Below are 24,743 nucleotides of genomic sequence, written 5' to 3'. Positions count from 1 at the left end.
CATGCGCTACGCGTCCATCACCGAACGTCTTGCCGATCTTGGTTCGGGCAAATGGTCGCTGCATATCCGTGCCCGCCAATTGAAGGCGAGTGGTGCCGACATCATCGAACTGACGATCGGCGAACCGGATCTTCCGCCGGAGCGCGCCCTGCTCGATGAATGCCAGCGCGCGATGAATGCGGGGCGTTACCGCTATTCCAACGGCCGCGGTGAACCGACGGTCGTGGCGGCCGTCGCGGAGAAATACCGTCGTCGCCGTGCCGATGTGACGAACGAGAACGTGCTCTGCTTCCCCGGCACGCAGACGGCGCTCTTCGCCGTGATTCTCGGGTTGGCGGAGGCCGGCGATGCCGTTCTCGTCGGCGATCCGCTCTATGCGACCTATGAAGGTGTGATCCGCTCGACCGGTGCGCATCCGGTGCTGGTGCCGCTGAAGCCGGAATTCGGCTTCCACATGCAGGCCGAAGATCTCGAAACGGCGATCACGCCGGAGAGCCGCGTGCTGCTGCTGAATACGCCACACAATCCGACCGGCGCCGTGCTGACGGCGGAAGAAATTGCCGCGATCGGCGAGGTCGCGCGCCGTCACGATCTCTGGATCGTCTGCGACGAGGTCTATGAGGAGCTGGTGTTCGACGCCGTCTTTGCCTCGCCCTTCGACAATTCGGATCTCGCCGAACGCACGATCGTCGTCTCGTCGATCTCCAAATCGCACGCCGCACCCGGCTTCCGCAGCGGCTGGGCGGTCGGCCCGGTCGAGTTCACCGAGCGGCTGCTGCCGGTCTCCGAAACGATGCTTTTCGGCACGCAGCCCTTCATCGCCGACATGACCGCCTATGCCCTGACGCATGACATCGATACGGCGCGCCGGATGCGCTTGTCCTACAAGTCGCGCGCCGCGCAGATCGTCGCCGGCCTTGCCGGGGCGCCCGGCATCGAGGTGTTCGCGCCGGAAGCCGGCATGTTCATCTTGATTGATGTTTCCGGAACCGGTCTCGACGGCGATGCATTTGCCTGGGCGCTGCTTGAAGAAGAGGGGGTTGCCGTCATGCCCGGATCGTCCTTTGGCGATGAAGCACAGAACTATCTGCGCGTCAGCCTGACCGTGCCCGATGGTGCCATCGACGAGGCCTGCCGCCGCATCTCCGCACTTGCCGAGCGGGCCAGTCTGCGCAAGGAGCGCCGCGCATGACCATGGAAAGAACGGTTGGAGAAGTCCTGGTCGACCTGCTCGAGGCCAATGGCGTCGAGGTGGTTTTCGGTATTCCCGGCGTGCACACGGTCGAGCTCTACCGGGGCCTCGCGGCATCCAAGATCCGCCACGTGACGCCACGGCATGAACAGGGCGCCGGCTTCATGGCCGACGGCTATGCCCGCGTCAGCGGCAAGCCGGGCGTTGCCCTCGTCATCACCGGGCCCGGCCTCACGAACACCATCACGGCGATGGCGCAGGCGCGCCAGGATTCGATCCCGATGCTGGTGATTTCAGGCGTCAATCGCCGCGATTCGCTCGGCCATGGGCGCGGCCTGCTGCACGAGCTGCCCGACCAGCACGGCATGATGAAGACGCTGGCGCTCTATTCGCACACGCTCCTCAATCCGGAAGACCTGCCTTTCGTCGTCGACCGCGCCTTCTCGGTGCTCGTCTCCGGTCGGCCGGGACCGGTGCATATCGAGATCCCGACCGACGTGATGTCGGCGAAGATCACGCCGCAGGCGCTGCGGCCGGCAACGGCCACCCGGCCGCGCTCCGACAGCGAGACGCTGCAGCGCGCGGCGATCCTCTGCGCCGACGCCTCGCGTCCGGTCATCATCTGCGGCGGCGGCGCGCTGACGGCGGAGGCGGAAGTTGCGGAGCTTGCCGAAAAGATCGGTGCGCCCGTCGTCACCACTGTCAATGCTCGCGGCATGTTCTCGGGCAGTCCCTTGAGGGTTCCTGCGAGCCCCAGCCTGAAGGCGGTGCGGTCGCTGCTGAAGGAGGCCGACCTGGTGCTGGCGCTCGGCACCGAAATGGGCCAGACCGACTACGACATGTATGCCGATGGCGGCTTTCCGGCCCTGCGCAACCTGATCCGCACCGACATCGATGCGGCGCAGCTCGCGCGCGGGCCGCATGCGGCGCTCTCCATCCTCTCCGGCGCCAAGGCGGCGACGGCGGGCATCCTCGCCTTTCTCCCCGGTCATGCTGCGAAGGATGGAGCGGGACGGGCCGAAACGGCGCGGAGGGCGGCGCTGAAGGAACTGACGCCGAAGATGCGGGCCGAGATCGGCATCATCGACACCATCTACAAGTCTCTGCCGGATTGCACCGTCGTCGGCGACTCGACCCAGGCCGTCTATGCCGGCAACCTCTACTGTGATGCACCGCGGCAGCGTAGCTGGTTCAATTCGGCGACCGGTTACGGTTCTCTGGGCTATGCGCCGCCAGCAGCCGTCGGTGCAGCCGTCGCCGATCCGTCTCGGCCGGTCGTCTGTCTCGTCGGCGACGGTGGCTTCCAGTTTTCGCTCGCTGAAATCGGGTCTGCCGTCGATGCGCAGGCGCAGGTCATCTTCCTCGTCTGGAACAATGACGGCTACCAGGAAATCGAAAGCTACATGGTCGATGCCGGCGTTACGCCGGAGGGCGTCAAGCCTTCGGCGCCGGACTTCCTGATGGCGGCGAAGGCCTATGGCGTCGAGGGACGGCGGCTTGCTTCCGTCGCCGATCTCTCACAGGCGCTCGCCGAGGCGGCGAAGCGCAAGGGACCGTCGCTTATCGAGATCCACGAGCGGCGAACGAGCGGCATCACGGCCTGAGCAACGACAACCACGAAACGGGCCGGATTTGACTTTTCCGGCCCGGAATGGTGTTAAAGGCGCCCATGCTCGATTCCGGCCACGTTCTCTAGGTAAGGTCGGGCATTCGGGCTCAATTTTCGTCTCGCTGGCGTGCAATCGCCAGGGAAAGGGACCGCGTCCTCGATGGACCGCATGGGTGGTGGCAGCAAGAACATACAGGCCGGCCGGCTTCTCGCTGTGCTGTGGCTGTTCTGCGCCTCCTTCGCAATGCAGGTCATCTCGGTCGGACAGAGCATCCCGTCCCGTTCGGCCTCCGGTGCCCAGGCCGGCAACGTCACCGACACCGGTTCGACTGACCGTCCCGCCGCCCGGCAACTCTCGCGGGCGACACCGCTTTCAGACCTTCGGTTTACGGCCGAGCGCAAGGACGCCAAGTCCGCGGCCGATGATGGCTTGCCGGCGCTCTTGCCGGCATCGCTCGAACTCGAACTTCCCCGTTCGTCGGACGGGCGGATTTTCCGCGAGTTCGCTGCGTATCTTGGCGGGGCCTCGAACCCTGGCCCCCATATTCGCGCGCCTCCCGGCGCCTGATCCACAACGCGGATTTTGGCTGGCTGGCGGCTTCGGCTGCAGCTCTGCCCTTTATGAAACAAGCCCTGACGACGCGCCCCGTGCCCGCGCAGGCTCTTCTGGAACCACAACATGCGTACATCGAAATGGGCGATTCTCGTCTATGTCGTCGTGATCATCTTCGGATGTATCGCGGCGCTTCCGAACGTGCTGACGCCGGCACAACGTGAACAATTTGCAGGCTGGCTGCCGGTCAAGCCGGTAACCCTCGGCCTCGACCTCAAGGGCGGCTCGCACCTCGTGCTCGAAGTCGATGCTGCCGGCCTTCGCAAAGCTCGGCTCGAAACCCTGCTTGACGATACGCGCCGGGCGCTCCGCGCCGAGCGCATCTCGGCCTCCTCGGCCCGCATCGCCGGCGATACCGTTACCGTGAAGATCGAAGATCCGGCCGACCGCGAAAAGGTTCTGCCGAAGCTGAAAGAGCTGGCGGCCCCTGTCGGCACGCTTGGTTTCGGCGGCGCGGCTTCCGATATCGAGGTGACCGAGAACGGCGACAGCATCAACATCGCGATGACAGAGGCCGGCCTTGCCGACCGCACCACCAAGGCCGTCGAACAGAGCCTCGAGATCATCCGCCAGCGCGTCGACACCGTCGGCGTTGCCGAGCCGCTGATCCAGCGTGTCGGTTCCGACCGCATTCTCGTCCAGCTTCCGGGCCTCGAGGATCCGACGGCACTGCGCCAGCTCTTGGGCTCGACCGCGCAGATGAGCTTCCACATGGTGGACCAGACCGTGGATCCCAACCAGCCGGCGCCGCGCGGCGTCGACATTCTGCCGGGCGCCCACGACAACAACAAATATGCGGTCGAAAGCCGCGTCGCGATTTCGGGCGAGCGCCTGGCCGATGCCAAGGCCGGCTTCGACCAGCGCACCAACGAACCGATCGTGTCCTTCACCTTCGACACGCTCGGTGCCCGCCAGTTCGCGGAAATCACCCAGGCTGCCGTCGGCCGGCCCTTCGCGATCGTTCTTGACGGCAAGGTCCTGACGGCTCCTGTTATCCGCGAGCCGATCATCGGCGGCAACGGCCAGATCAGCGGCAACTTCACCGCACAGGAAGCGACCGTTCTGTCGGCGCTGCTGCGCTCCGGCGCGCTTCCGGCACCGCTCACCGTTATCGAGGAACGCTCCGTCGGCCCGAACCTCGGTTCCGACTCGATCCGCATGGGCATCTACACCGGTCTTGCCGGCTTCGCGCTCGTCGTCACCCTCATGGTCGTGCTCTACGGCGCCTGGGGCATGATCGCCAATGTCGGCCTGGTGCTGCACACGATCCTGACCATCGCGCTTCTCGCCATGCTCGGCTCGACGCTGACCTTGCCGGGTATAGCCGGTATCATTCTCGGCATCGGCATGGCGGTGGACGCCAACATCCTGATCAACGCGCGTATCCGTGAAGAAACGGAAGCGGGTGCCGGCGCGATGAAGGCGCTCGATATCGGCTTCAACAAGGCCTACGCGACCATCATCGATAGTAACGTCACGACGCTTTCGGGCACCGTGCTCTTGTTCGCCTTCGGCTCCGGCCCGGTCAAGGGATTTGCCGTCACCATGATGCTCGGCATCATCATCTCGATGTTCACCTCGATCACCGTCGTTCGCCTGATGATGCGTGAGGTCGTCGTCCGCCGGAAGATGAAGAAGCTCGAGATCCCGTCGCTGTTCGGCAAGGTTCCGAAGCTTCCGTCCTTCTCCTTCATGAAGGGCCGCTTCGTCGCCATCGGCATGTCCGCCTTCCTGTCGGTCAGCTCGGTGGTGCTGTTCTTCACGCCCGGCCTCAACTACGGCATCGACTTCGTCGGCGGTATCCAGGTCGAAACCACCTCGAAGAACACGCTCGACCTTCCGACGCTTCGCCACAATCTCGAAGCGCTCAACATCGGCGAAGTGGCGCTGCAGGAATTCGGCCAGGACAAATCGGTCCTGATCCGCGTCCAGCGCCAGCCGGGCGGCGAGCAGGAACAGACGGCAGCGCTCAACCGCATCAAGGATGCCGTCGTCCAGACGATCCCGGATGCGAGCTTCGAGCGCACCGAAGTCGTCGGCCCGACCGTCAGCACCGAGCTTGCCCGTTCGGGCTTCCTCGCTGTCGGTCTCGCGATGGTGGCGATCCTGCTTTACATCTGGTTCCGCTTCGAATGGCACTTCGCCGTCGGCGCGATCGCGGTCCTCTTGCTCGACATCACCAAGACGATCGGCTTCTTTGCGCTGACAGGCATCGACTTCAACCTGACGGCCATCGCCGCGCTCCTGACGATGATCGGCTACTCGGTCAACGACAAGGTCGTGGTTTATGACCGCATGCGCGAGAACCTCAGGAAGTACAAGTCGATGCCGTTCTCGGATCTCATCGACATGAGCATCAACCAGGTGATCGCACGATGCATCTTCACCTCGATGGCCACGGCCTTCTCGCTGGTGCCGATGGCGATCTGGGGCGGCGATGCCGTCAAGAGCTTCGCCTGGCCGATGATCTTCGGCGTGATCGTGGCAACGACCTCGTCGATCTATATCGGCGGCCCGATCCTGCTGTTCCTCAATCGCTGGTGGAAGGATCGCGAAGCATCCCGCGGTGGCACAACCACGCCGCAGGCGGGCACGCCTGCTGCCTGACATCCGGCACTGGAACACAAAACGTGAAGGGGCGGCCCGACGGGCCGCCCCTTTTTTGTCCGAATGTGCTGTCTTTATCCACCCGTGCCTTGCAGACTGATTCTTCGCTTCCTAAATAGCGTAGGTCTCCGGGTCCGGAACGGGTGGATGGATTTTGCGTACATCGCCCCTTGAATTTAAAGGGTGAAGAAATTTTTTCTGCGTCTTCATCTTTTTAATTGACGGAATTGGTAGATTATTCTAGTTTGCCATTACGTGAACGCGGGGAGTCCGCCTCACGGTTGTTCATCGAACGCTCCGGCATTGCTGATGCCGGGCCAGCCAAAGGAGTGTGACATGTCCGAAACCGTCTCGACCGCCGCCTTCTTCGGCACGCGTCTCCTTTGTCGCGCAACAGAGAAAAAATGGCTCATTCGCAATCTTTGCCGAATGTGACCTTCGAACCCCTCGAACTTTATCTTTTGCCGAAATTGAAAGTTTCCGCGCCGACAGCGTGGATGGAGCGTTATTTGTATGAGCAAGCAGGTTATCGAATTTGGCGGCGAAGCCGTCGGCGTTGTTGTCCCGGATGAAGATCGCTTCAAGTTCCTGGCGGTGAAGTATCACGTCTGGGACCTGGACGCGAAGCGCTTCGGCTCGGCCGATGAAGCGCGCGCCGCAATCCGGCAGCTGTTGGCCCACCAGGCCGTCCAGGCCAAGCGGCAGAACCACAGCGCCGCTGCCTGAAGCCGCAGTTGATGCGGATGAGAAAAGCCGGTTTCGGCTTTTCTCCCGCATCCACCGCGAAGACATCCGCAAATCTTGCCGCATCGGCTGCACGCAATTGCCCGCGACATCGGTCAATTCCCCACTATAATTATATGTTGGCAGTACGTTTCTTGTGCTATGCCAATATATATTTGCATTTGCGCGGATGATTCCCGTTTTCTGGGGTGCCGCCGCAGGGAAAGCGTGCCGGAATGCTGACGAAGAAGGGAAAGTACGGACTGAAGGCCTTGGTCGATCTTGCTCGGCTGGAGCCGGGGGAAACTGCCTTCATTACCGAGATCGCGCAGCGCAACAATATCCCGAAGAAGTTCCTGGACACGATCCTGCTTGAGCTGCGCAACGCCGGCATGCTGCGCTCGAAAAAGGGGCCTGGCGGCGGCTACTCGCTCTCGCGGCCCGCTTCGGAAATCCGTATCGGTCACGTGATCCGCACGCTGGACGGGCCGCTTGCGCCGATCCGCTGTGCGAGCCGCACGGCCTACGAGGTCTGCGAAGATTGTAACGATCCCGAGACCTGTCAGGTGCGGGTGTCGATGACGACGGTCCGTGATGCCGTTGCCGCCATTCTTGATTCGATGACGCTCGAAGAATTCGCGGCCGACAAGTCGATGCCGCTGGAAATGGAAGAAAAGCGCGCCGGCTGACGAAAACGCCGCGGTTCACGCCAGTTTTCCCCCGAACTCTGCTTCCAAGACTTGGTTTGCCAAGAAAAAGCGCTTATCTGCCGTCAATGGTCTGGCGGGCAAATTCGTGCCTGTTGCTTAAGTCTTCGCAGAATTGGGGTCATCATGGGTTTGAGACATGCATCGGCGGATGATCGCACTGCACTTGCGGCTTTGGAGTCGATCGGCCGGACGCTGACGACCGCGATGGCCGGCATCAAGGCGCTGGCGGACCAATTTGGCGCTGACGAAGTTTTTGCGCGCAGCGTCGTCGAAGCCGTCGAACTGATCGGCGAAAGCCAGGGGCGCGTCGTCGTCTCCGGCGTCGGCAAGAGCGGCCATATCGGCCGCAAGATTGCAGCCACGCTGGCATCGACCGGAACATCCGCCTACTTCGTGCACCCGACCGAAGCGAGCCATGGCGACCTCGGCATGGTCACCTCGCAGGACGTGCTGATCCTGCTCTCCTGGTCGGGCGAGACGGCCGAGCTTGCCAACATGCTCACCTATGCCAAGCGCTTCAACGTGCCGATCGTCTCGATCTGCGCCAACCGCGACAGCGTGCTTGCCCGCAACTCCGAAGTGCCGATCGTCTTGCCGAAGGTTCAGGAAGCCTGTCCGCACGGCCTCGCGCCGACGACCTCGGCCATGCTGCAACTCGCCATCGGCGACGCGCTCGCCATCGCGCTTTTGGAGCGGCGCGGCTTTTCGGCCGAGGATTTCAAGACTTTTCATCCGGGCGGCAAGCTCGGCGCGCAGTTGCGGCTTGTTCGCGAGCTGGCGCATGACGGCGCCCAGATGCCGCTTCTCAGCGTCGGACGCCCGATGAGCGAGGCGCTGATCGAGATGTCGTCCAAGGGTTTCGGTGTCGTCGGCATCGTCGACGATGGCGGCAAGCTGGCCGGCGTGATCACCGACGGCGACCTGCGTCGTCACATGTCCGGCGACCTGCTGCTGCAACCGGTCGAGGCGGTGATGTCGCGCAATCCGCGCGTGATCCGCGGCGACGTGCTTGCAAGCGGCGCCATGGAATTCATGCAGCAGCATAAGGTGACCGTGCTCTTCGTCGTCGACGACGGCGGGGCGCCGGTCAGCATCCTGCATATTCACGACCTGCTGCGCGCCGGCGTCGTCTGAGACTGCCAAGGCGGCCCTCCGCCTGGCGAGAGCAGCCTACCCCTTCACCACGGCGGGCCAGTCGCTCGTCGTGCCCGGCTGCACCGGCCGTTCCAGATAGGTGGAAAGCACCACATAGCTGCGCGTCGCCTTGACGCCGGGCGTGTCGTAGAGCCGCGCCAGAAGCCCTTCGAGCGCATGCGTGCTTTCTGTGCGCACCTTGAGCAGCATGCAGGTGTCGCCGGCGACCGAGTGGATCTCTTCCACTTCAGGGCATTCCTCGATCGCAAGCAGCGCCTGCGTCTTGCCCCAGCCGGTCGTGTCGACATGGACGAAGGCAAGCAGCGTCTTTCCGACCGCGTCCGGATCGATGAGCGCCGACACGCGGCGGATCGCGCCCGAACGCCGGAGCCGCTTCACCCGTTCATGCGCCGCCGGCGGCGAAAGTCCGACGCGTTCGCCAAGCTCGGCATAGCTTGAAGGAATGACGAACATCAATCAACAAATTTCGCCAGATTCGATCGACAGGACCTCGATCGACAGGGCGCGCATCCCGCCTTTCGCCTATGTCCTGACCGTCTGCATCGGCGTCATCGGCTCCAACTCGCTGGCGCTCGGACCAATCGCGCCGGAGGTGGCGCGGAGCCTCGGCACGGATGTTCCATCGGTAATGGTCGCTTCGGCCGCCTTCGGACTGGGCACGGCCGTCAGCGCCATCTTCCTTGGCCGCTTCATCGACGGGTACGGCCCCCATCGCATTCTGGCTGCCGCGCTGTTGCTTCTGGCCGCCGGGCTCACCGGTAGCGCGCTTGCGCCCATGCTGGCGTTCCTGGTCGCCGCCCAACTCGTTGTCGGCGTCGCCACCGGCATTGCGCTTCCGTCGATCTACACGCTGGCCTCGGTCATCGCGCCGGCCGGACGGGAGAGCGAGACGATCGGCCTGGTGCTGACCGGCTGGACGCTCAGCATGGTGGCCGGCGTGCCACTATCGGCAGCGATTGCTGACTTCGGAGGATGGCGCGCCGTTTACTTCGTCGTAGCCGTAGCCACACTGGTTGCTTGCGCTGCCGTCAGGCTCGCGCCGGTGCGGGAAGGACTGGCCGGCAAGACGACGTCGCCGCTCGCGGCGCTTGGCGTGCGCGGCGCCGGACCGCTGTTGACGGCCTGTGCCGCCTTCATGGCCGCCTTCTACGGCGTTTATGCCTATATCGGCGAACACCTGCACGCAGCGCTCGGGTTGCCCCTCAGCGCCAATGGCCTCGTGGCCGTTTCCTACGGCTTCGGCTTCGGTGCGGCGGCACTACTCGACCGGCTGATCGACCGCTTCGGCGCTGGCAGGTTGCTGCCTCTGATTTTTCTCGTCGTCGCCGGCGTCTATGCGGCGATGGCCGCCGTGAGTAGCTCCTACACGGCCATGCTGGTCGTCGTCTTTTTCTGGGGCCTTGCCAACCATTTCGGTCTCAACGTGCTGATCATGCGGCTGACGGCGCTCGATCCCACAAGGCGTGGCGCGATCATGGGGCTGAACAGCGGCGTCACCTATCTGTCGCTCTTTTTGGGAACGCTTGGTTTCGGCGTGGTTTATGGCGGGGCCGGTTTTTCCGCGCTGCCCTTGGCCGCGACCGGCCTGATGCTGGTCGCCGCCATCGCCGCAGCGCTCGCGCCGCGCTAGGTCCCCGCGATATGAAAACGGCTACCCTTGGCGGGAAGCGGAAGGCGCGCGTTTCGCAGGCTTTTGGCGCGGCGCGGGGTCAATAAAGGCGCCAGGTTCGTTGAGGCTGCTTTCGTTCAGCCGCCGGGCAATCGCTTCCGCGCCGGCATCGGTTCCGGCGCGGGAATAAAGGTTGCCGCGCACCTGGATCGACGCGGCAAGCAGGCGGAACATTGCGACACTAAGTTCAGGCTCCGGCGCCTGGGGCGCCTGCCAGAAACCGTCGAGTGGCTGCTGATCGGTCAGACCGGCAATATCGAAGACGGCAGTGCCGAGCACTTTGACCGGCCGCCCTTGCTTCAGGGCGTGCAATCCGGCCGTCGAATTCACCGTGACCATGCCGGCGCTGGCCTCGCCAAGCGTATCGAGATTTCCGCCGTCCAGGTAGAAGACGCGCCCGCTCAAGCCAAGCGCCGCTGCTCGCTGCTCGATGAAGCTGCGCCACGGGATCAGGTCGTTGTCGAGCGGATGCACCTTGAAGACCAGGCGTGCATTCGGCGCGGCAAAGGCGCCGAACGAGGTCAGGACGTCAGCGATTGCATCCTTCTGGCTGTGGAAGGGCGAATGCGCCCTGAGCTGAAAGTCGGTTTCGAGCTGAAGCGGATAGACGAAGTAGGGGGCATCGTCCGAAAGGAGCTTCGTAACGGTCGCCACCGCTTCCGCGCTGCGCCGTTTTTCGGATAGCAGCCGGCGCACCCAGCCGGCGTATTCGGCGAGCGGATGGAAAATCCCGTGACGGCGGTAGTGCGGAAACAGGAACCAGAAAAAGACGTTCGGCAGATTGTAGAGCAGATCGTAGCTCGCATCGGCGAGGAACGTCTGGCTGTAGCGCTTGCGCCAGTCCGGCTCCGGCAGGTTTGACGCCGCCGAAAGGATCTGACCGGCGTCGTTCGGAAAATGGGAGTTCGACGACATGCCGTTGCGCTCGAGCGTCAGCCAGTCCGGCCGCAGATAGCCCATTTCGATAATCGCGACACTGACGCCGGCGTGCCGGGCGACGGCGGTGGCCGCCCTGTGGTAGGGCCGCTCTTCGCCGAGAAACAGCATATCCGTGACGCCGTGGGCCGCGATGAATGCCTCGAGATAGCCGGGCCAGGCGGCCGCCGTGCCGCGATAGTTGAAGCCGCCCTTGCGGCGCCAGAAGATCTGGTCGCCGACGTTCAGGTTGATCCTGAGACAGCGGTGGCCAAGGGCTTCGAGCCGGTCGGCGATCTTGCGGAAGATCGGCGAGGAGGGGCCCTGCAGGAACAGGAAGACCCGCTGTCTCGGCCGTGCGGCCCCACCGGCCGATGTCGTCGAAGCGTTCTCCATCCGCAGACCGCCGCTAGCGCAGCGTATCCTTTCTCAGGTTCGCGTGGTTGAGAAGCGCCTCGATCAGGTTCCAGGCCTCGACGCTGCTCGGTTCGGCCGGCTTATGGGACGACCGCTTCGCCTTGGCGAGCGGCACGATCAGATAGTCGGTGCGCGGATCCGGGAAGGGGTCGGCGAAGGATTTGAGCAGCGGTGCGTGATCGCCGTAGAAGACGAGCCAGACCGGACGGTCGAGCTTGTCGAGGTGTTCGCTCAATGTGTTGAGCGCCGCATCGGACTGCTCGAGGATGGCCAGATAGATGTCGACGGGATTGGTGAGGTCGCCGACGCGGCCCGGCTCCCATGGACCGTGATTGGCCATGGATGCGACGAAGATGAAGCCGCTTTCGTCTTCGGGCAGCTTCTCGCTTGCGTCGATCACCTTCGCCGCGAGCTTCTCGTCGGAGACGTAGGGTCCGTCTCGCTCTGGGCGATGGTCGAAACCGTCGAGCATCGTCAGCTTGGAGAAGCCGAGCTGCGGCATCGCCTTGTGCCTGAGGAAGAAGGTCCGGTCATAAGGATGGATGAAGTGGGTATTCCAGCCGGCACGCTTCAACTTTCCGGGCCAGACGACGTCGGCATAGTGCGATGCGCGCAGATAGGGATAGCTGGCGTCGACATGAATATCGTCGGGCACCAGGCCGCTGATCACGGCGAATTCGGTGCGCAGCGTATAGCCGCCTTCGAACACGCTGCTGAGCCGGCCCCACTGAACCGCCTCGCGCCGCAGCCGGTCGAGCGTCGGCAGTTTTAGCGTATCGACGCCGAAGTGCCGCATGTCGATGAAGGATTCCGATTGCCAGACGACGATCAGCGGCGAGCCGTCGTCACCGATCAGATCCTGCACGGCGGCCCGGACGATCTTGGAGAGATCCGCGACGATCTTTTCGCGACGCACACCGAGCCAAATGATGAAACGGAAGACGACCGAGCCGAAGGTACCGAAGCGCACCGTGTTCATCTTGACGTCGAGGACCTTGAGCAGCCGCTGTACCAGCGCGGCCGTCGGGCGGTTCACCGGGCCGTAGAAGAGCAGGAGCCAGGGACCATAGGCGATGCCGAGCATCACGAGGATCCAGAAGGCCTTGCCCCGGTCCGGCAGAATCGCCGGCTCGAAATACATGTAGAGGCCGGAAACGCCAAAGACGTAGAGGAAGGCGACGGTCCAGAAGACGACGTTCAGCGAGCTCGCATAGAAGATCGTCTTGTACTTGAACACGTCGACGACCAGCGCGATGTCGGAAAAGATCAGCGGTTCACGGATGAACTTGAACTTGGCGCGGGAAATGCCGGTGAAGATGATGAAGAAGCTCATCGTGCCCGCCGCCGCATAGAGCGGACGCCAGGATCCGGCGAAGAAACCGGCAAAGACCAGAGCGATGACAGGCAGGCGGGCAAGCACGTCGATCACGTCCTGCGTGCGTCCGAAAGGCGAAGGATTGGCGCGCCGCTCCCGCTTCGGCAGGGCGAAACGGTCGGTGAAGAAGATCACCGCGCAGGACAGCAGATAACAACTAAGCGTCAGTGTTATCGGGTAGTCGTGCAGCTGAAAGGGAAGCAACGCCAAGCGGAAACCTTCATGTCTTCATGCCGGCCGATGCCGCTTTATGCGGCACAGCGTCCGCCCGACACTTAGATCTTATCGATGCTAGGTACAAGCACCGTCAGGTCCGGTGCTCGGACACTCCACGATTATGCGTCGCCGTGTTGCCGCACCGCACAATCGCCCGGTCGAACCACCAGTTGAGCAGGGGACGAACGGCGGGAGCGAAGCGTCCAAGTAGAAACAATGTCGTGCCGAAATAGACTTCGAACCGGCCGCGGTCGGTTCCCTTGACGATCCGCTTGGCCACCGCTTCGGCCGGCCAGGGCCGGACCGTGCCCATGATCGTGGCGGCTTCCGGCGGGCGAGCCGCCAGCTCGCGCTGAAACTGCGGCGTTTCCGTATCCGGCGGAAAACAGACGGAAACACTGACGCCGTGCGGACGGGCTTCTGAACGCAGCGCCTGGGCGAAGCCGTGCACGGCGAACTTGGAGGCGCAATAGGCCGAATAGCCATAGATGCCGAGTAGCCCTGCGCCGGACGAGATCATCATGATCCGGCCCCGACGGCGCCGCTTCATGCTGTCATAGACCGCCCGGACAGCATGCACCGTGCCGGAGAAATTAGTGTCCATCTGCTGCCGGAACGAGGCGCTGTCGAGCTCCTCGAACCGGCCGGGTTCGACGATGCCGGCCGATGCCACCAGGATGTCGCAAGGGCCGAAGGCCTGTTCGCACCGACGGATGGCCGCTTCGACATCGCTTTCCACCGCGACGTCGGCGGCCTCGATCCGGATGCTGTCGGCGTTGGCCCCACTGGATGCGATAAGTTTTGCCTGCGCGTCTTCCAGGAGGCCACGGGAGCGGGCAATCAGCGAGAGGCGCGCCCCGCGCGCCGCGTAGATCGATGCGGCCGCAAATCCGATACCGCTCGAGCCACCGGTAATGATCACATGCGCCATGCTGGTATTCCGCTCCAGAGTTCGGGAGAGTACGAAGCGGCTCTGCTTCGGCAACCGCGTGACTCGGCAGCAAATGCGACCAGGTCAGCGCGCCGAGAGCGCTTTCATCATCTGGTCGATGTCGATGCCGCCAAGGCCGAAGTTGCGTTCGGTAAGGTCGGCCAGACGCTCGGCCGTGAGTGTTACCGTGCGCCGGATCTGCTCTTCCGTGTGGTCGCTGGTGATGAAGAAGCGCAGCCGAGCCAGGCCTTCCGGGACCGCCGGGTGGATGATCGGCAGCGCATTGACCCCTTCTGCAAGCAGGTCGTTCGACAGCTGCACCGCTCGCAGGGAATCGCCAACCAGAACCGGAACCACGGAAAATCCGCTGCTGAGGCCGGTGTCGAGCCCCGCTTCCTTGGCAAGCTTGAGGAAGAGCGCGCCGTTGCGGCGCAGCGCCGCCGTGCGCGTCGGCTCCCGTTCCAGCACCTCCAGGCTTGTGGTTGCCGCGGCCGCCAGCACCGGCGCAAGGCCGACGCTGTAGACGAAGCCGCCGGCCGATGCCTTCAGCACCTCGACCAGCGCTTCACTGCCGGCGATGTAGCCGCCGCAGCTCGACGTGGTCTTGGAGAGCGTGCCCATCCAGATGTCGATCTCGCGGGGATCGACGCCGAAATGCTCTGCAAGCCCGCGGCCGGTCTTGCCGAGAACGCCGAGCGAATGCGCTTCGTCGACCATCAGCCAGAAGCCGTATTCGGCCCGGAGCTTCAGAAGTGCCGGCAGGTCGGCGACATCGCCGTCCATCGAGTAGATGCCCTCGACGATGACCATGATGCGGCGATAGTCGCCGGCAACGGTGCGCAGCACGTGTTCGAGGTCGGCGACGTCATTGTGCTTGAACAGGCGTCGTGTCGCGCCCGAGAGCTTGACGCCGGCAAGGGCGCTGTTGTGGATGAATTCGTCGTGGACGACGAGGTCCTTCGGTCCCATCAGGCAGCTGATGGCGGCGACATTGGTGAGATAGCCGCTGACGAAGCAGACGGCGGCATCGACGCCATAGAAGCCGGCGATCTTCTCTTCCAGCGCCACATGCACCGGGCGCTCGCCGGCGACGAGGCGGCTCGCCGAGGCGGAAATGCCGAAGGTGCCGATGGTATCGCGTGCCCGCGCAAGCACCTCCGCATGGCGATTGAGGCCAAGATAGTCATAGGAGGCGAAGTTGATCAGCTTCCGGCCGTCGATGACGGTGGTCGCGCCCGCCGCCGTCTGGTGCGCACGATAGAATGGATTGGCGATGCCGAGCTGCTCGCTTGCGAACTTCTGGGTCATCACCTGCTTGTATTCCGGCAGGTCTTCGAAACGGGCCTGCTGCCGGCGTGCCGGCGGCGGCATCTCCCGCTCCGAGCGCGCCATGCGGTTGCGCTCGGAGGATTGATGCGTGTTTCTCATCCGGTCCAGCAGGTTCTCTTTGAGGCTGCTGGTCATCTTGGATGCGCCTGGACCGTTTCCGTTCGTGCTCATTGGCCTTGTGCTTTTTCCTTCGCCGTTCCGACGTGCCGCTGCGCAAGTTCGCTGACAATCTTGTCGTCGGCGGCCTCGGCATCGTCGCTCTGGTCGCGCTTGCTCACCTTCTCATAGAGCTTGCGGGCGACATCGCCAACCGTCGTGTTGTCGGCGACGCCGCTGAGCGGCATGTCGAAGCCGGTGTTCTGCTGGAAGCTCATGCCGAGTTCGACGGCCATGAGGCTGTCGAGGCCGATTTCCTTCAGAACCTTGCTGCGCGTGACCGTATCCTTCGATACGCGCAGGATTGCGGCGATCTCGCCGGCGACGAGGTCGAAGAGAATGTCTTCGGCTTCCTGCGGCGACTTGCCCTCGATCATCGCGACGAGATCCATCTTGGTGCCTTCGCCGCCCGTCGCATGCTGGTCGGCGCTGCGCAGGATGACTTCGAAGAGCGCGTTCTTGGCGACAGGCAGATTGCGTGCCGCCGACCAGTCGATCTCTGAAATCATCACGGTTGCCGCATCGACGGTGCCTGGATCGAAGGCCAGGTGGCTCTCGACCATGTCGAGTGCCGTCTGCGCCTTCAGCGCGGTCTTGCCGATGCGCTTGGCGAGGATGTCGTTCACATCCGTGTTCTGGACCAGATAGCCCCTGTCGGCGATGGCGCCGAACCCGACGGCGAGACCCGCAAGGCCGCGTGCGCGACGGGCGCGGGCGAGACCTTCGAGATAGCCGTTGGCTGCGACGTAGTTCGCCTGTCCGGGGTTGCCGACGAGTGTCGTCGCCGACGAGAACAGGATGAAGTTGTCGATCTTGTCGCCGCTGGTCAGTTGATCGAGAACCGCGGCACCCTTGGCCTTGGTGTCGATGACCGGCCGGTTTCGCTCGCGGTTGAGGTTGCTGATCAGCGCGTCGTCGAGCACCATTGCGGCATGGACGATCGAGCGCAGCGGTGCCACGGCGCGCAACGTCTTGAGCAGGCGCTCCGTCGCTGCCGGATCGGTGACGTCGCAGGCATGAACCGTGGCGGATACGCCAGCCTTCGTCCAAGCTTCGATCATTGCCGTCGTTTCGGCGTCCGCCAGGCCGCGGCGTGAGCAGAGCGCGACCTTCGTCGCACCCTTTTCGACGAGCCAGTTGGCGGCAGCCAGGCCGAAACCGCCGATGCCGCCGACGACGAGATGCATGCCGTTCGGATCGACCTTCATGCCGCCATGCGGACGCTTGGCAACGCGGTGCGTGCCGGCGACCGGAGGAAGCACGACGATCTTGCCGATATGCCCGGCATTCTGCATCAGTCGGAAGGCGTTGCCGATCTCGTCGAAGTCGAAGGCGCGATAGGGAAGCGGCGTCAGCTTGCCGTCTTCGAACAGCGCTCCGATCTCGGTGAAGATCCGCTTGGTCAGCTTCGGCTGATTGACCAGCAACTGGTCGGCGTCGATGCCGAAATAGCTGACATTGCGGCGGAACGGCCGAAGGCCGATCTTGCTGTCGGCGTAATAGTCGCGCTTGCCAAGCTCAAGGAAGCGGCCAAAGGGCTTCACCAGCGCCAGGCTCTGCTCCATGGCCTCGGCGAACAGCGAGTTGAGCACGAGATCGACGCCTTCACCGCCCGTCACCGCGCGAACGTCGTTGACGAAATCGAGCGAACGGGAATCAAAGACGTGATCGGCACCCAGCATCGACAGGAAGCGACGCTTCTCGCGCGATCCTGCCGTGGCGATGATCTTGGCGCCCTTCAGCTTTGCGATCTGCAGCGCGGCAAGGCCGACGCCGCCGGCGGCGCCATGGATGAGGATCGTTTCGTCAGGCTGGATCCGTCCAAGCTCGACCATCGCGTAATAGGCAGTCAGGAACGCGACCGGAACCGTCGCCGCGGCGACGGGGCTGACCGATTGCGGCAACCTGGCGACGCCGGCGCGCGAAACGACCGCGTGGGTCGAGAAGGCGGAGGATGCAATCGCCATGACGGCATCGCCCACGGCGAGGTCATCGACGCCGTCGCCGACCGCGACCACGTGGCCCGAAAGCTCCATGCCGATCGTCGCGCCTGCGAAGCCGTCTTCGAGCGCCTCTTCCGGCAGAAGGCCCATCGCCCACATTACGTCGCGGAAGTTGAGGCCGGTGGCTGCGACCGCAACGACGACTTCACCCGGGCCTGCCGAGGGGATGTCGCTTTCTTCCCAGACGATGCTGCCGACCTGAGAGCTGACGCGCTGGCGGATGGTTGCAGCCTTGAAGGCAGCCGTTGCCGCGTGCGCATTGTCGACCGGGCCAGGCACGGCGCGGATCTCCGAAAGCGCAGCGCCAGCCTCGCCTTCGAGCAGCCATTCGCGGTTTACTCCCATCGCGCCAAGCAGCGGCAATGCCGCAGCCATCTGAGCATCCGTCGTCGGTGAACCGTCGATGTCGAGCGAGTGGACGTCGAGGAACTCGTATTCGTTCTGAAGCACGCGTGCGAAAGCCCAGAGGCCGGCATTGACGCCGTCGCTTGCGACCGCCGCGCCGACCGTCCGGCTGGCGATCGGTGCGCCACCCGGCGCGACAAGCACGAGACGGGGCCGTTTGTCGTCCGCTGGCTCCGTACCGCCGATATGCTGGCGCAATGCTTCGGCAAATGTGCCGAGCGCGAGGATCTGTGTTTGTAGAGAGGCGGAATCGTCGGTGCGCGACGCGGCCGCCGGCAAGGCAAGGAAGACTGCCCGAAGCGGTTGGCCCCCCAGCGTCTCGAAGGCTGGCAGGAGCGCGGCCTTGTCCGCAGCCGCATCGCCGGTCAGGCTGACGCGAACGGCTGAATCAGAGGGCTCGCGCTGTTCGTGCCCCGCGATCTCCAGCAGCAGGTGGGGGACGGATGCCGGCACCGCCGCGTCTGCGGCAGCAGTTGCTGCGCCACGCGCTTCGAGCAGGATGACGTTGCCGCTTGCACATTCGCGGTCGGCAATGTCGGTGTCTCGCAGGTCGAGATCGTCGAGGCATTTCTGCCAGTGCGGCGCCGCCGCGAGGTTGCCGATCGGAAACTCCGCCGTCTGGCTGCGCGCGAACCAGCCCTCGGACAGGCCAAGCGCGAAGTCGTTGAACAGCGATGGCGCGCTGACCGCGGCAATCAGTCCACCCGTAGCGCGCAGTGCCGTGCGCAACGCTGTGCGAACCGCCACATCGTCCTCGATCAGGCCGTAGAACCCATCGGACGCGCTGACAGCAAGATCGAAGGCCGCAAGCGTCGCGAGTTCGCCCTTCTTGAGGATGTGTACATGGGCGTCGTTTTCGAAGGCTAGCTCAAGGCCGCGCTGGGCGTTATCGCGTGCTTCGAACACGGTGAGGCTTGCACCATGCTTTTCGGCAAGAGTGGCCAGACGCTTAGTGAAACCGGCGGATACGCTGCCGAGTTCGACGATGCGCAGGCGCGCTCCGGCGGACTGTGCCGATAGCGCCGTTTCGAGAGCCTCCAGCACGAAGGCCATGCGCTGGCGGCTTGCCTCCGAATGAACCGCCTGATGGTCGATCGTGGCGTCGCTGATGAAGCTCGATCCCGAGGCCGCTTCGTCGCCCGCATGCAGGGCGTCGATGCGGGCAAGGGCTTCCGCATAGGCGTTGTTGATCAGCACGGCCTCGACGGCGCGGTCAGGCCGTTCGCCGTAAAGTTCGCTCAGAATTTCAGGCACGCTCGGCAGGTTGAATTCCTGCGCGACGGTCCACACACCATCCTTGTGCTCACAGAGCCCGGCATCTTCGAGCACGTAGAGGCAGCTCGTCAGAAAACATTGGAAGGCGAAATCGCCAGGCAGATTGCCGCCCTGGATCGTGGAACGCCCCTTACCGAGCTTGAGGGCGATCTCCTGGCAGGCGCGGTAGATCGCGGCATTGAAGAGCAGCGTCGCATTGTCGACACCAGCCTCGCCGGCGGCCGGCATTGCGATCGATACCGGCGCAAGGCTGTTGCGCAGAAGGCCTGGCAGGGCGGCTTCCGATTGTACTGCCTCGTAGTGGAAGGACAGCGCATCGAGCGTCTTGTGCTTGCGCAGATAGGTGCGGCGGAAACGGCAATCCTCGAAATGCGCGATCGGCTCGCCCGACTGGCCGAAGAAGTGGAACTTCGCCTTGATCGAATTGGTGCTGACGCGTTCAATTTCGATCATCGCGCGCGCGATCGGCAGGCCGCCATTGACGACACGAACCGAACCGAAGCGGACGGGAATATAGGGTGCGCCGCTCTTGTCGCCGGTGAATCGGTCGAAGAGCGCCACCAGCCCGTGGAAGGTCGCATCGACCGAGATCGGGTTCAGGGCATAGCTGACCAGCGGGTGTCCGGTGGCTTCGGCCGTCTTCAGCTCGACATCGACCAAGCGGTCGCCATAGGCAACCGCTTTTGCGAGCAGCTGGAAGCGAGGACCGTAGTCGAGGCCGAATTGCCGCGCCGTCTCATAGGCGCGACCCGGTGCCACCGTTGCCGTCTTGGCGAGGCCTGCGAGCGATGGATAGGCGCGGTCCCCGGCCGGCAGCGGCTTGCGGCAGCGGGCAACCGCGTGCACGGCCCAGTCGTCTTCCGACAGCCGTTCACGCGAGCGGATTTCGATGTCGCCGGTCTCTGGCGAAAGGACGGTCGACAGCTCCATGATTTTTGTGTCGCTGAGTTCCAGCGGCCGGACGATTTCGAGATTGGTGATCTCGACTTCTTCGCTGCCATAGAACTGCTGTGCCGCAGCAACGGCGATCTCGATGAAGCCGCTGCCCGGCAGGATCGCCTTGCCGTCCACCACGTGTTCGGCAAGATCCGGGAAGAGATGGGCGTCGATATGGTTTTTCCAGCTGCCGCTGTTCGGATCGCTGCGCCAGCCGGTCAGGCGGTATGGTCTGGCAATCCGGCCGAACAGGTCGGTGGCATCAGTTGTTGCCGCTGGGCGCAGTTCGACGGGCTCGAAGGGCAGGCTTGGCAGGGCGATCGATGCATTGCGCTTGCCGAATACCCGGGTCGTATCCACGACGGCGCCGTGCGCAACGGCACGTGCCATCGCGGCCGAGATCGGATCCTGGCCGCTTTCGGCGACGTCTCTGAGCAGCGTGGGCACCACCATGCCGGGGGCTGCTGCCTGCTTGATCGTCTCCTTGACGTAGGACGACAGGATCGGGCGCGGCGAAATCTCGATGAACAGGCGGCAGCCCATTTCGATCGCGGCTTCCGCAGCCGCCTGGAAGCGGACCGGCTCGCGAACGTTCTTCCACCAGTATTCCGGATCGAGCTGCGTGCCCTCGAGCGCGGCACCAGTGACCGTCGAAAGATAGGCGAGTTCGGTGCGGCGCGGTGCGATATCGGGGATGTCCGAGAGGAAGGCATCCTTCGCCCGATCGATGATCGGATGATGGAACGGATAGTTGATATCGAGGATCTGGACCGGGATCTTCGCCTTGCGGGCGGCATCGCGGAAGGCCGAGATCTGGTCGGCCGGGCCCGAGATCGTCACGGAATTATGGGCGTTGACCGCAGCAACGCAGAGTTCGTCAAGACCGCGAGCCTCGGCAAAGGCGCGAGCAGCCTCTTCACCGAGCATGACGGCCGCCATCGTGCCGTGGCCGGCAAGCAGGTCCTGATGCAGCGAACGTTTCGCAACGATCGAAACGGCATCGACGAGCGACAGCGCGCCGGCGGCATAGGCCGCGGCGATTTCGCCGACGGAGTGACCGAAGACGGCGACCGGCTTGATGCCCATGGCAACCAGCGAATCCGACAGGGCGGCCTGCACCGCAAACAGCAGCGGCTGGGCGATCTTCGTGTCGGCAAGCTTCTTGTCGAGATCAGGATCGGTCAGGAGATCGGTGAGCGCGATATCCGAATGGAACTTGAACAGCGCGCTGACCGAGGTGAAACACTGGCGGAAATGCAGGTTTTCGCGGAAGGCTTCCACACCCATGCCGGCCCATTGCGAGCCGTTGCCGGAGAACACGAACGCGACCTTGGCGTCGCGAACGACGGCCTCGCCGACCTCACCGATATCCGAGCCGGGCTTTTCCAGGTGGCTGGCGATCGCTCGGACGATATCTTCGGGCTGGTCGCTGCGAGCGGCAAACCGATGGCGCATATGGGTGCGGTTGGCACCCGATGCGGCGATCATCGCACGGGCTTCACCTTTGGAAGCATGCGCGAAAGCGGTCTTGTAATCCTTGAGAAGGGCTTCCAGGCTCGACTGCGTATGAGCGCTTGCGAGGAACACATGTCCCGAAGACGACGGGTTTGCGGCCTTTTCATCGGCGGCCGGTTCCGGGTCGCTGATAACGACGTGCGCATTGGCGCCGCCGAAGCCGAACGAGTTGATGCCGGCAAGGCGCGCGCGCTTGCCGCGCAGAAGCTCGATCGGGTTTGCCGTGACGCGGACGTTCAGACCATCGAAGTCGATATGCTCGTTTGGCGTGTCGAAATGCAGCGAAGCCGGCAGGTAGTTGTTCTCAAGCGCCATCATGGCCTTCAGCATGCCGAAGAGGCCGGAGGCGGGTTCCGTATGGCCGATGTTCGACTTGATCGAGCCGATCGGCACAGGCGCCCGGCGCTTGGCGCCGATGACCGTTCCGATCGACCAGACTTCCGCCGGGTCGCCGACCTTGGTGCCGGTACCGTGGCCTTCGACGAAGGCCACCTGATTGGCGTCGATGCCGTTTCCTTCGTAGATCGCTCTCAGCAGGTTGGCCTGGGCTTCGCGCGACGGCAGCGAAATGCCGTTGGTGCGGCCGGCCGAATTCACGCCGGTCGCGACGATGCGCGCATAGCTGCGGTCTTTCTCGCGGCGCGCCCGGTCGGAACGGCGCAGCACGAAGACCACGCCGCCTTCGGCGCGCACGTAGCCGGCGCCGTCGTTGTCATAGGCGCGGCAGAGGCCTTCCGGCGACAGCATGCGTGCCTGGGCGAAGCCGACGAAGGGCAGGGGGTGGGCAAGGATGTTGACGCCGCCGACGATCGCCGTGTCGATCTCCCCGGCGTTGAGCGCCCGCATCGCCTGGTCGAGGGCGACCAGCGAGGAGGAGCAGGCGGTGTCGACCGTCATGCTCGGGCCGCTGAGGCCGAAGATGTGCGAGATGCGGTTGGAGACGATCGACAGGGTGTTGCCGGTCATGAAGTAAGGGCCAGCTGCAGCCGGATCCTCGACCGTCAGGTTGGCGTGGTCGAGGCTCGATGCGCCGATATAGACACCGACGTTTTCGCCGTGCAGCGACGTCGCCGAGATGTTGGCGTCTTCAAGCGCCCGCCAGGCGAGCTGGAGCAGCACGCGCTGCTGCGGGTCCATATACATGGCCTCGCGCTGCGACATGCCGAAGACGGCCGGATCGAAATCATAGAGTTGATCCAGCACGCCGGCCGCGAAGGAATAGGTCTTCCCCTGCGTGCCCATGACGGGATGCCAGAATCGCGCCACGTCCCAGCGATCCGATGGAATGCTGGTGACGGTGCACTTGCCCTGACGTAGAAGTTTGAACAACGCCGAGGGCGATTCTGCTCCAGGGGCGAGGCATGCACGCCCAATAATCTCAACAGCCATGTATGATCGAACGCTCTAAAATGCCGTTAAAGTTGCACCTGCGATTGCGCGGCGGAAGTTGAAATGCAATCGCCAATCGTCATGCTTGCGGGCTATCCCCAGCTATATTCGTTCCGCCTCATTAGTCAGCTTTTAACTTAAAGTCCCTAGCTTTCAACCCCAAAGACTGAAGATATACACGCTGTCAACGCCAGTCCAAGTCGGATTGGGCGACAAACCACGCTCAAGGTATCGAAGGTATGACCAGAAAGACGCGGGCTCAAATAAATTGCCCGTCTTGGTCTTGAGGTGACTTGTTGTGGGACGGCGATTGTGCTTTTCAGAGACCGGCGAAATTCCCTGCCGGGGGATGATGCGGCGCGGAACCATGAGCAAAATCATGGCTGTGCCGAATGTGGAGTGTCGTAGTTGAAACGAGTCAGTGCCCTTCTGCTTTGTTCCGCCCTCGTCGGATGCCAGGCTGTGCCTGGTGAGGGGCCGTTGGCCGGAGCGATCGTCAAGGACGCCGGCCAGTCAGGCGCCGAGATCGGCCGCCAGAATGCAACGGTTTTCGACATCGTCGATGTGGACGGACGCTCCGCGCGTCTCGTTTCCGATTATGTCTCCTCGACGCTTAATCGTCGTTTCGGCATTGGCGGCGGTGTTGGCCGCGTCGTCATCGGCGTTGGCGACCAGCTTAAGGTCTCGATCTTCGAAGCCGGCAGCGACGGCTTGTTCTCGACGCAGGACTCCAAGCAGACGAGCATCGATCTCGTCGTTCAGCCGGATGGCAAGGCTGCCATCCCCTATGTCGGCCCGGTCAAGTTTGCCGGCCTGACACTGGAGCAGGCGCGCCAGGAAATTCTGGAAGCGCTGAAGCAGAAGGCAGTTGAGCCCGACGTCATCGTAACGAGCATGAGCACCGCATCGCGCAACGTTACGGTTTCGGGTGCCGTCGGCAAATCGTCGGTGGTGCCGCTGAGTCTCGTCGACGAAACGATCAATGAGGTCATCGCCAAGGCCGGTGGCCCGGTCGCGCAGCCCTATGAAACCTTCGTCACATTGGTGCGCGGCAAGAAGACCGGAACGGTTCTCCTGAAGTCGATCATCGAGAACCCGTCGGAAAATATCCACGTCAAGCCGGGCGACCAGATCTTCGTGACGCGCGATCCGCGCCGCTTCACGATCCTCGGTGCGGTCAAGGCCAACCAGCGCGTCGAATTCGGCGCCAACGATCTCAATCTGCTCGAGGCGATGGGCCTTGCGGGCGGTGGCTCGGACTACACGCTCGACATGAAGGGCTATTTCATCTTCCGTTACGAAGAGCCTGATGTGGTCATGAGCCTGCTCGGTCAGCAGCGTTTCAACGAAATGCTGCGTAAGGGCATGAAGACCGACAGCGTGGGTCGCTACCCGATCGTCTACCGCTTTGACATGAGCAAGCCGGACAGCCTGATTGTCGGCCAGACCTTCCCGGTCAAGAACCGCGACGTCATCTATGCCTCGCGTCACCCGTCGGTCGATTTCTCGAAGTTCCTGAACTTCGTCGCCCAGCCGGTCGGCATCGCCAATTCCGGCTTCTCGATCGCAGATAACATCAACAATCTCGGAAACTGATCGTTTT

General features: G+C 63.5%; 15 protein-coding genes. 9 read left to right on the top strand and 6 right to left on the bottom strand.

What is annotated here, in order from left to right; genetic code table 11:
* Position 1: 1 nt before the first annotated feature.
* From ASE71_RS31320 to ASE71_RS31290, 7 genes are all read left to right on the top strand, one after another.
* Positions 2–1,192, top strand: a complete 1,191-nt coding sequence (locus tag ASE71_RS31320) for a pyridoxal phosphate-dependent aminotransferase (protein WP_060522324.1) — start codon at positions 2–4, stop codon at positions 1,190–1,192.
* Positions 1,189–2,796, top strand: coding sequence for a 5-guanidino-2-oxopentanoate decarboxylase (locus tag ASE71_RS31315; protein ID WP_034797049.1), 1,608 nt, complete (start codon positions 1,189–1,191; stop codon positions 2,794–2,796). The genes ASE71_RS31320 and ASE71_RS31315 overlap by 4 nt, the downstream gene beginning before the upstream one ends.
* Positions 2,797–2,961: 165 nt before the next feature.
* Positions 2,962–3,369, top strand: coding sequence for a hypothetical protein (locus tag ASE71_RS37235; RefSeq protein ID WP_034797046.1), 408 nt, complete (start codon positions 2,962–2,964; stop codon positions 3,367–3,369).
* Between the two features lie 111 nt (positions 3,370–3,480).
* Entirely contained in the window at positions 3,481–6,021 is a 2,541-nt protein-coding gene (gene secD / locus ASE71_RS31305) for a protein translocase subunit SecD (protein ID WP_034797042.1), read from the top strand.
* Between the two features lie 513 nt (positions 6,022–6,534).
* The gene (locus tag ASE71_RS31300) at positions 6,535–6,747 is read left to right on the top strand and encodes a hypothetical protein (RefSeq protein WP_034797039.1); all 213 of its coding nucleotides are present in this window, start codon (positions 6,535–6,537) and stop codon (positions 6,745–6,747) included.
* Between the two features lie 233 nt (positions 6,748–6,980).
* On the top strand, positions 6,981–7,433 hold the full coding sequence (locus ASE71_RS31295; protein WP_034797035.1) for an RrF2 family transcriptional regulator: 453 nt from the start codon (positions 6,981–6,983) through the stop codon (positions 7,431–7,433).
* Between the two features lie 144 nt (positions 7,434–7,577).
* Positions 7,578–8,588, top strand: coding sequence for a KpsF/GutQ family sugar-phosphate isomerase (locus ASE71_RS31290; protein ID WP_060522323.1), 1,011 nt, complete (start codon positions 7,578–7,580; stop codon positions 8,586–8,588).
* A 36-nt stretch (positions 8,589–8,624) separates the two neighbouring features.
* Here ASE71_RS31290 and ASE71_RS31285 read toward each other — a convergent pair whose 3' ends face one another.
* The gene (locus ASE71_RS31285) at positions 8,625–9,062 is read right to left on the bottom strand and encodes an Lrp/AsnC family transcriptional regulator (RefSeq protein WP_060522322.1); all 438 of its coding nucleotides are present in this window, start codon (positions 9,060–9,062) and stop codon (positions 8,625–8,627) included.
* Here ASE71_RS31285 and ASE71_RS31280 point away from each other — a divergent pair.
* Entirely contained in the window at positions 9,052–10,239 is a 1,188-nt protein-coding gene (locus ASE71_RS31280) for an MFS transporter (protein ID WP_060522321.1), read from the top strand. The two genes, ASE71_RS31285 and ASE71_RS31280, sit on opposite strands and share 11 nt — an antisense overlap.
* A gap of 21 nt (positions 10,240–10,260) precedes the next feature.
* On the opposite strand, the gene ASE71_RS31275 is transcribed toward ASE71_RS31280, so the two are convergent.
* From ASE71_RS31275 to ASE71_RS31255, 5 genes are all read right to left on the bottom strand, one after another.
* On the bottom strand, positions 10,261–11,589 hold the full coding sequence (locus tag ASE71_RS31275; protein ID WP_060522320.1) for a capsule biosynthesis protein: 1,329 nt from the start codon (positions 11,587–11,589) through the stop codon (positions 10,261–10,263).
* Between the two features lie 13 nt (positions 11,590–11,602).
* Complete coding sequence (locus ASE71_RS31270) at positions 11,603–13,195, bottom strand: LTA synthase family protein (protein ID WP_034797021.1); 1,593 nt, start codon at positions 13,193–13,195, stop codon at positions 11,603–11,605.
* Positions 13,196–13,292: 97 nt separating this feature from the next.
* Positions 13,293–14,132, bottom strand: a complete 840-nt coding sequence (locus tag ASE71_RS31265; protein WP_060522319.1) for an SDR family oxidoreductase — start codon at positions 14,130–14,132, stop codon at positions 13,293–13,295.
* An 84-nt stretch (positions 14,133–14,216) separates the two neighbouring features.
* Positions 14,217–15,632, bottom strand: coding sequence for an aminotransferase class I/II-fold pyridoxal phosphate-dependent enzyme (locus tag ASE71_RS31260; protein ID WP_060522318.1), 1,416 nt, complete (start codon positions 15,630–15,632; stop codon positions 14,217–14,219).
* On the bottom strand, positions 15,629–23,140 hold the full coding sequence (locus ASE71_RS31255) for a type I polyketide synthase (RefSeq protein WP_060522317.1): 7,512 nt from the start codon (positions 23,138–23,140) through the stop codon (positions 15,629–15,631). The genes ASE71_RS31260 and ASE71_RS31255 overlap by 4 nt, the downstream gene beginning before the upstream one ends.
* 408 nt (positions 23,141–23,548) lie before the next feature.
* On the opposite strand from ASE71_RS31255, the gene ASE71_RS31250 reads away from it, so the two are divergent.
* Positions 23,549–24,736, top strand: a complete 1,188-nt coding sequence (locus ASE71_RS31250) for a polysaccharide biosynthesis/export family protein (protein WP_034797015.1) — start codon at positions 23,549–23,551, stop codon at positions 24,734–24,736.
* Positions 24,737–24,743 lie beyond the last annotated feature (7 nt).

Source organism: Ensifer sp. Root954, from assembly GCF_001429005.1.
In the GTDB taxonomy this organism is placed as follows: Bacteria; Pseudomonadota; Alphaproteobacteria; order Rhizobiales; family Rhizobiaceae; genus Ensifer; species Ensifer adhaerens.
Note: the sequence above shows the minus strand (reverse complement) of the source record. Positions and strands in the feature narration are given on the sequence as shown.

What these genes read in the sequence shown, in the direction of transcription:
- ASE71_RS31320 (WP_060522324.1), top strand. Translation starts at nt 2, where the DNA reads ATGCGCTACGCGTCCATCACCGAACGTCTTGCCGATCTTGGTTCGGGC.
- ASE71_RS31315 (WP_034797049.1), top strand. Translation starts at nt 1,189, where the DNA reads ATGACCATGGAAAGAACGGTTGGAGAAGTCCTGGTCGACCTGCTCGAG.
- ASE71_RS37235 (WP_034797046.1), top strand. Translation starts at nt 2,962, where the DNA reads ATGGACCGCATGGGTGGTGGCAGCAAGAACATACAGGCCGGCCGGCTT.
- secD (WP_034797042.1), top strand. Translation starts at nt 3,481, where the DNA reads ATGCGTACATCGAAATGGGCGATTCTCGTCTATGTCGTCGTGATCATC.
- ASE71_RS31300 (WP_034797039.1), top strand. Translation starts at nt 6,535, where the DNA reads ATGAGCAAGCAGGTTATCGAATTTGGCGGCGAAGCCGTCGGCGTTGTT.
- ASE71_RS31295 (WP_034797035.1), top strand. Translation starts at nt 6,981, where the DNA reads ATGCTGACGAAGAAGGGAAAGTACGGACTGAAGGCCTTGGTCGATCTT.
- ASE71_RS31290 (WP_060522323.1), top strand. Translation starts at nt 7,578, where the DNA reads ATGGGTTTGAGACATGCATCGGCGGATGATCGCACTGCACTTGCGGCT.
- ASE71_RS31280 (WP_060522321.1), top strand. Translation starts at nt 9,052, where the DNA reads ATGACGAACATCAATCAACAAATTTCGCCAGATTCGATCGACAGGACC.
- ASE71_RS31285 (WP_060522322.1), bottom strand. Translation starts at nt 9,062, where the DNA reads ATGTTCGTCATTCCTTCAAGCTATGCCGAGCTTGGCGAACGCGTCGGA.
- ASE71_RS31275 (WP_060522320.1), bottom strand. Translation starts at nt 11,589, where the DNA reads ATGGAGAACGCTTCGACGACATCGGCCGGTGGGGCCGCACGGCCGAGA.
- ASE71_RS31265 (WP_060522319.1), bottom strand. Translation starts at nt 14,132, where the DNA reads ATGGCGCATGTGATCATTACCGGTGGCTCGAGCGGTATCGGATTTGCG.
- ASE71_RS31260 (WP_060522318.1), bottom strand. Translation starts at nt 15,632, where the DNA reads ATGAGCACGAACGGAAACGGTCCAGGCGCATCCAAGATGACCAGCAGC.
- ASE71_RS31255 (WP_060522317.1), bottom strand. Translation starts at nt 23,140, where the DNA reads ATGGCTGTTGAGATTATTGGGCGTGCATGCCTCGCCCCTGGAGCAGAA.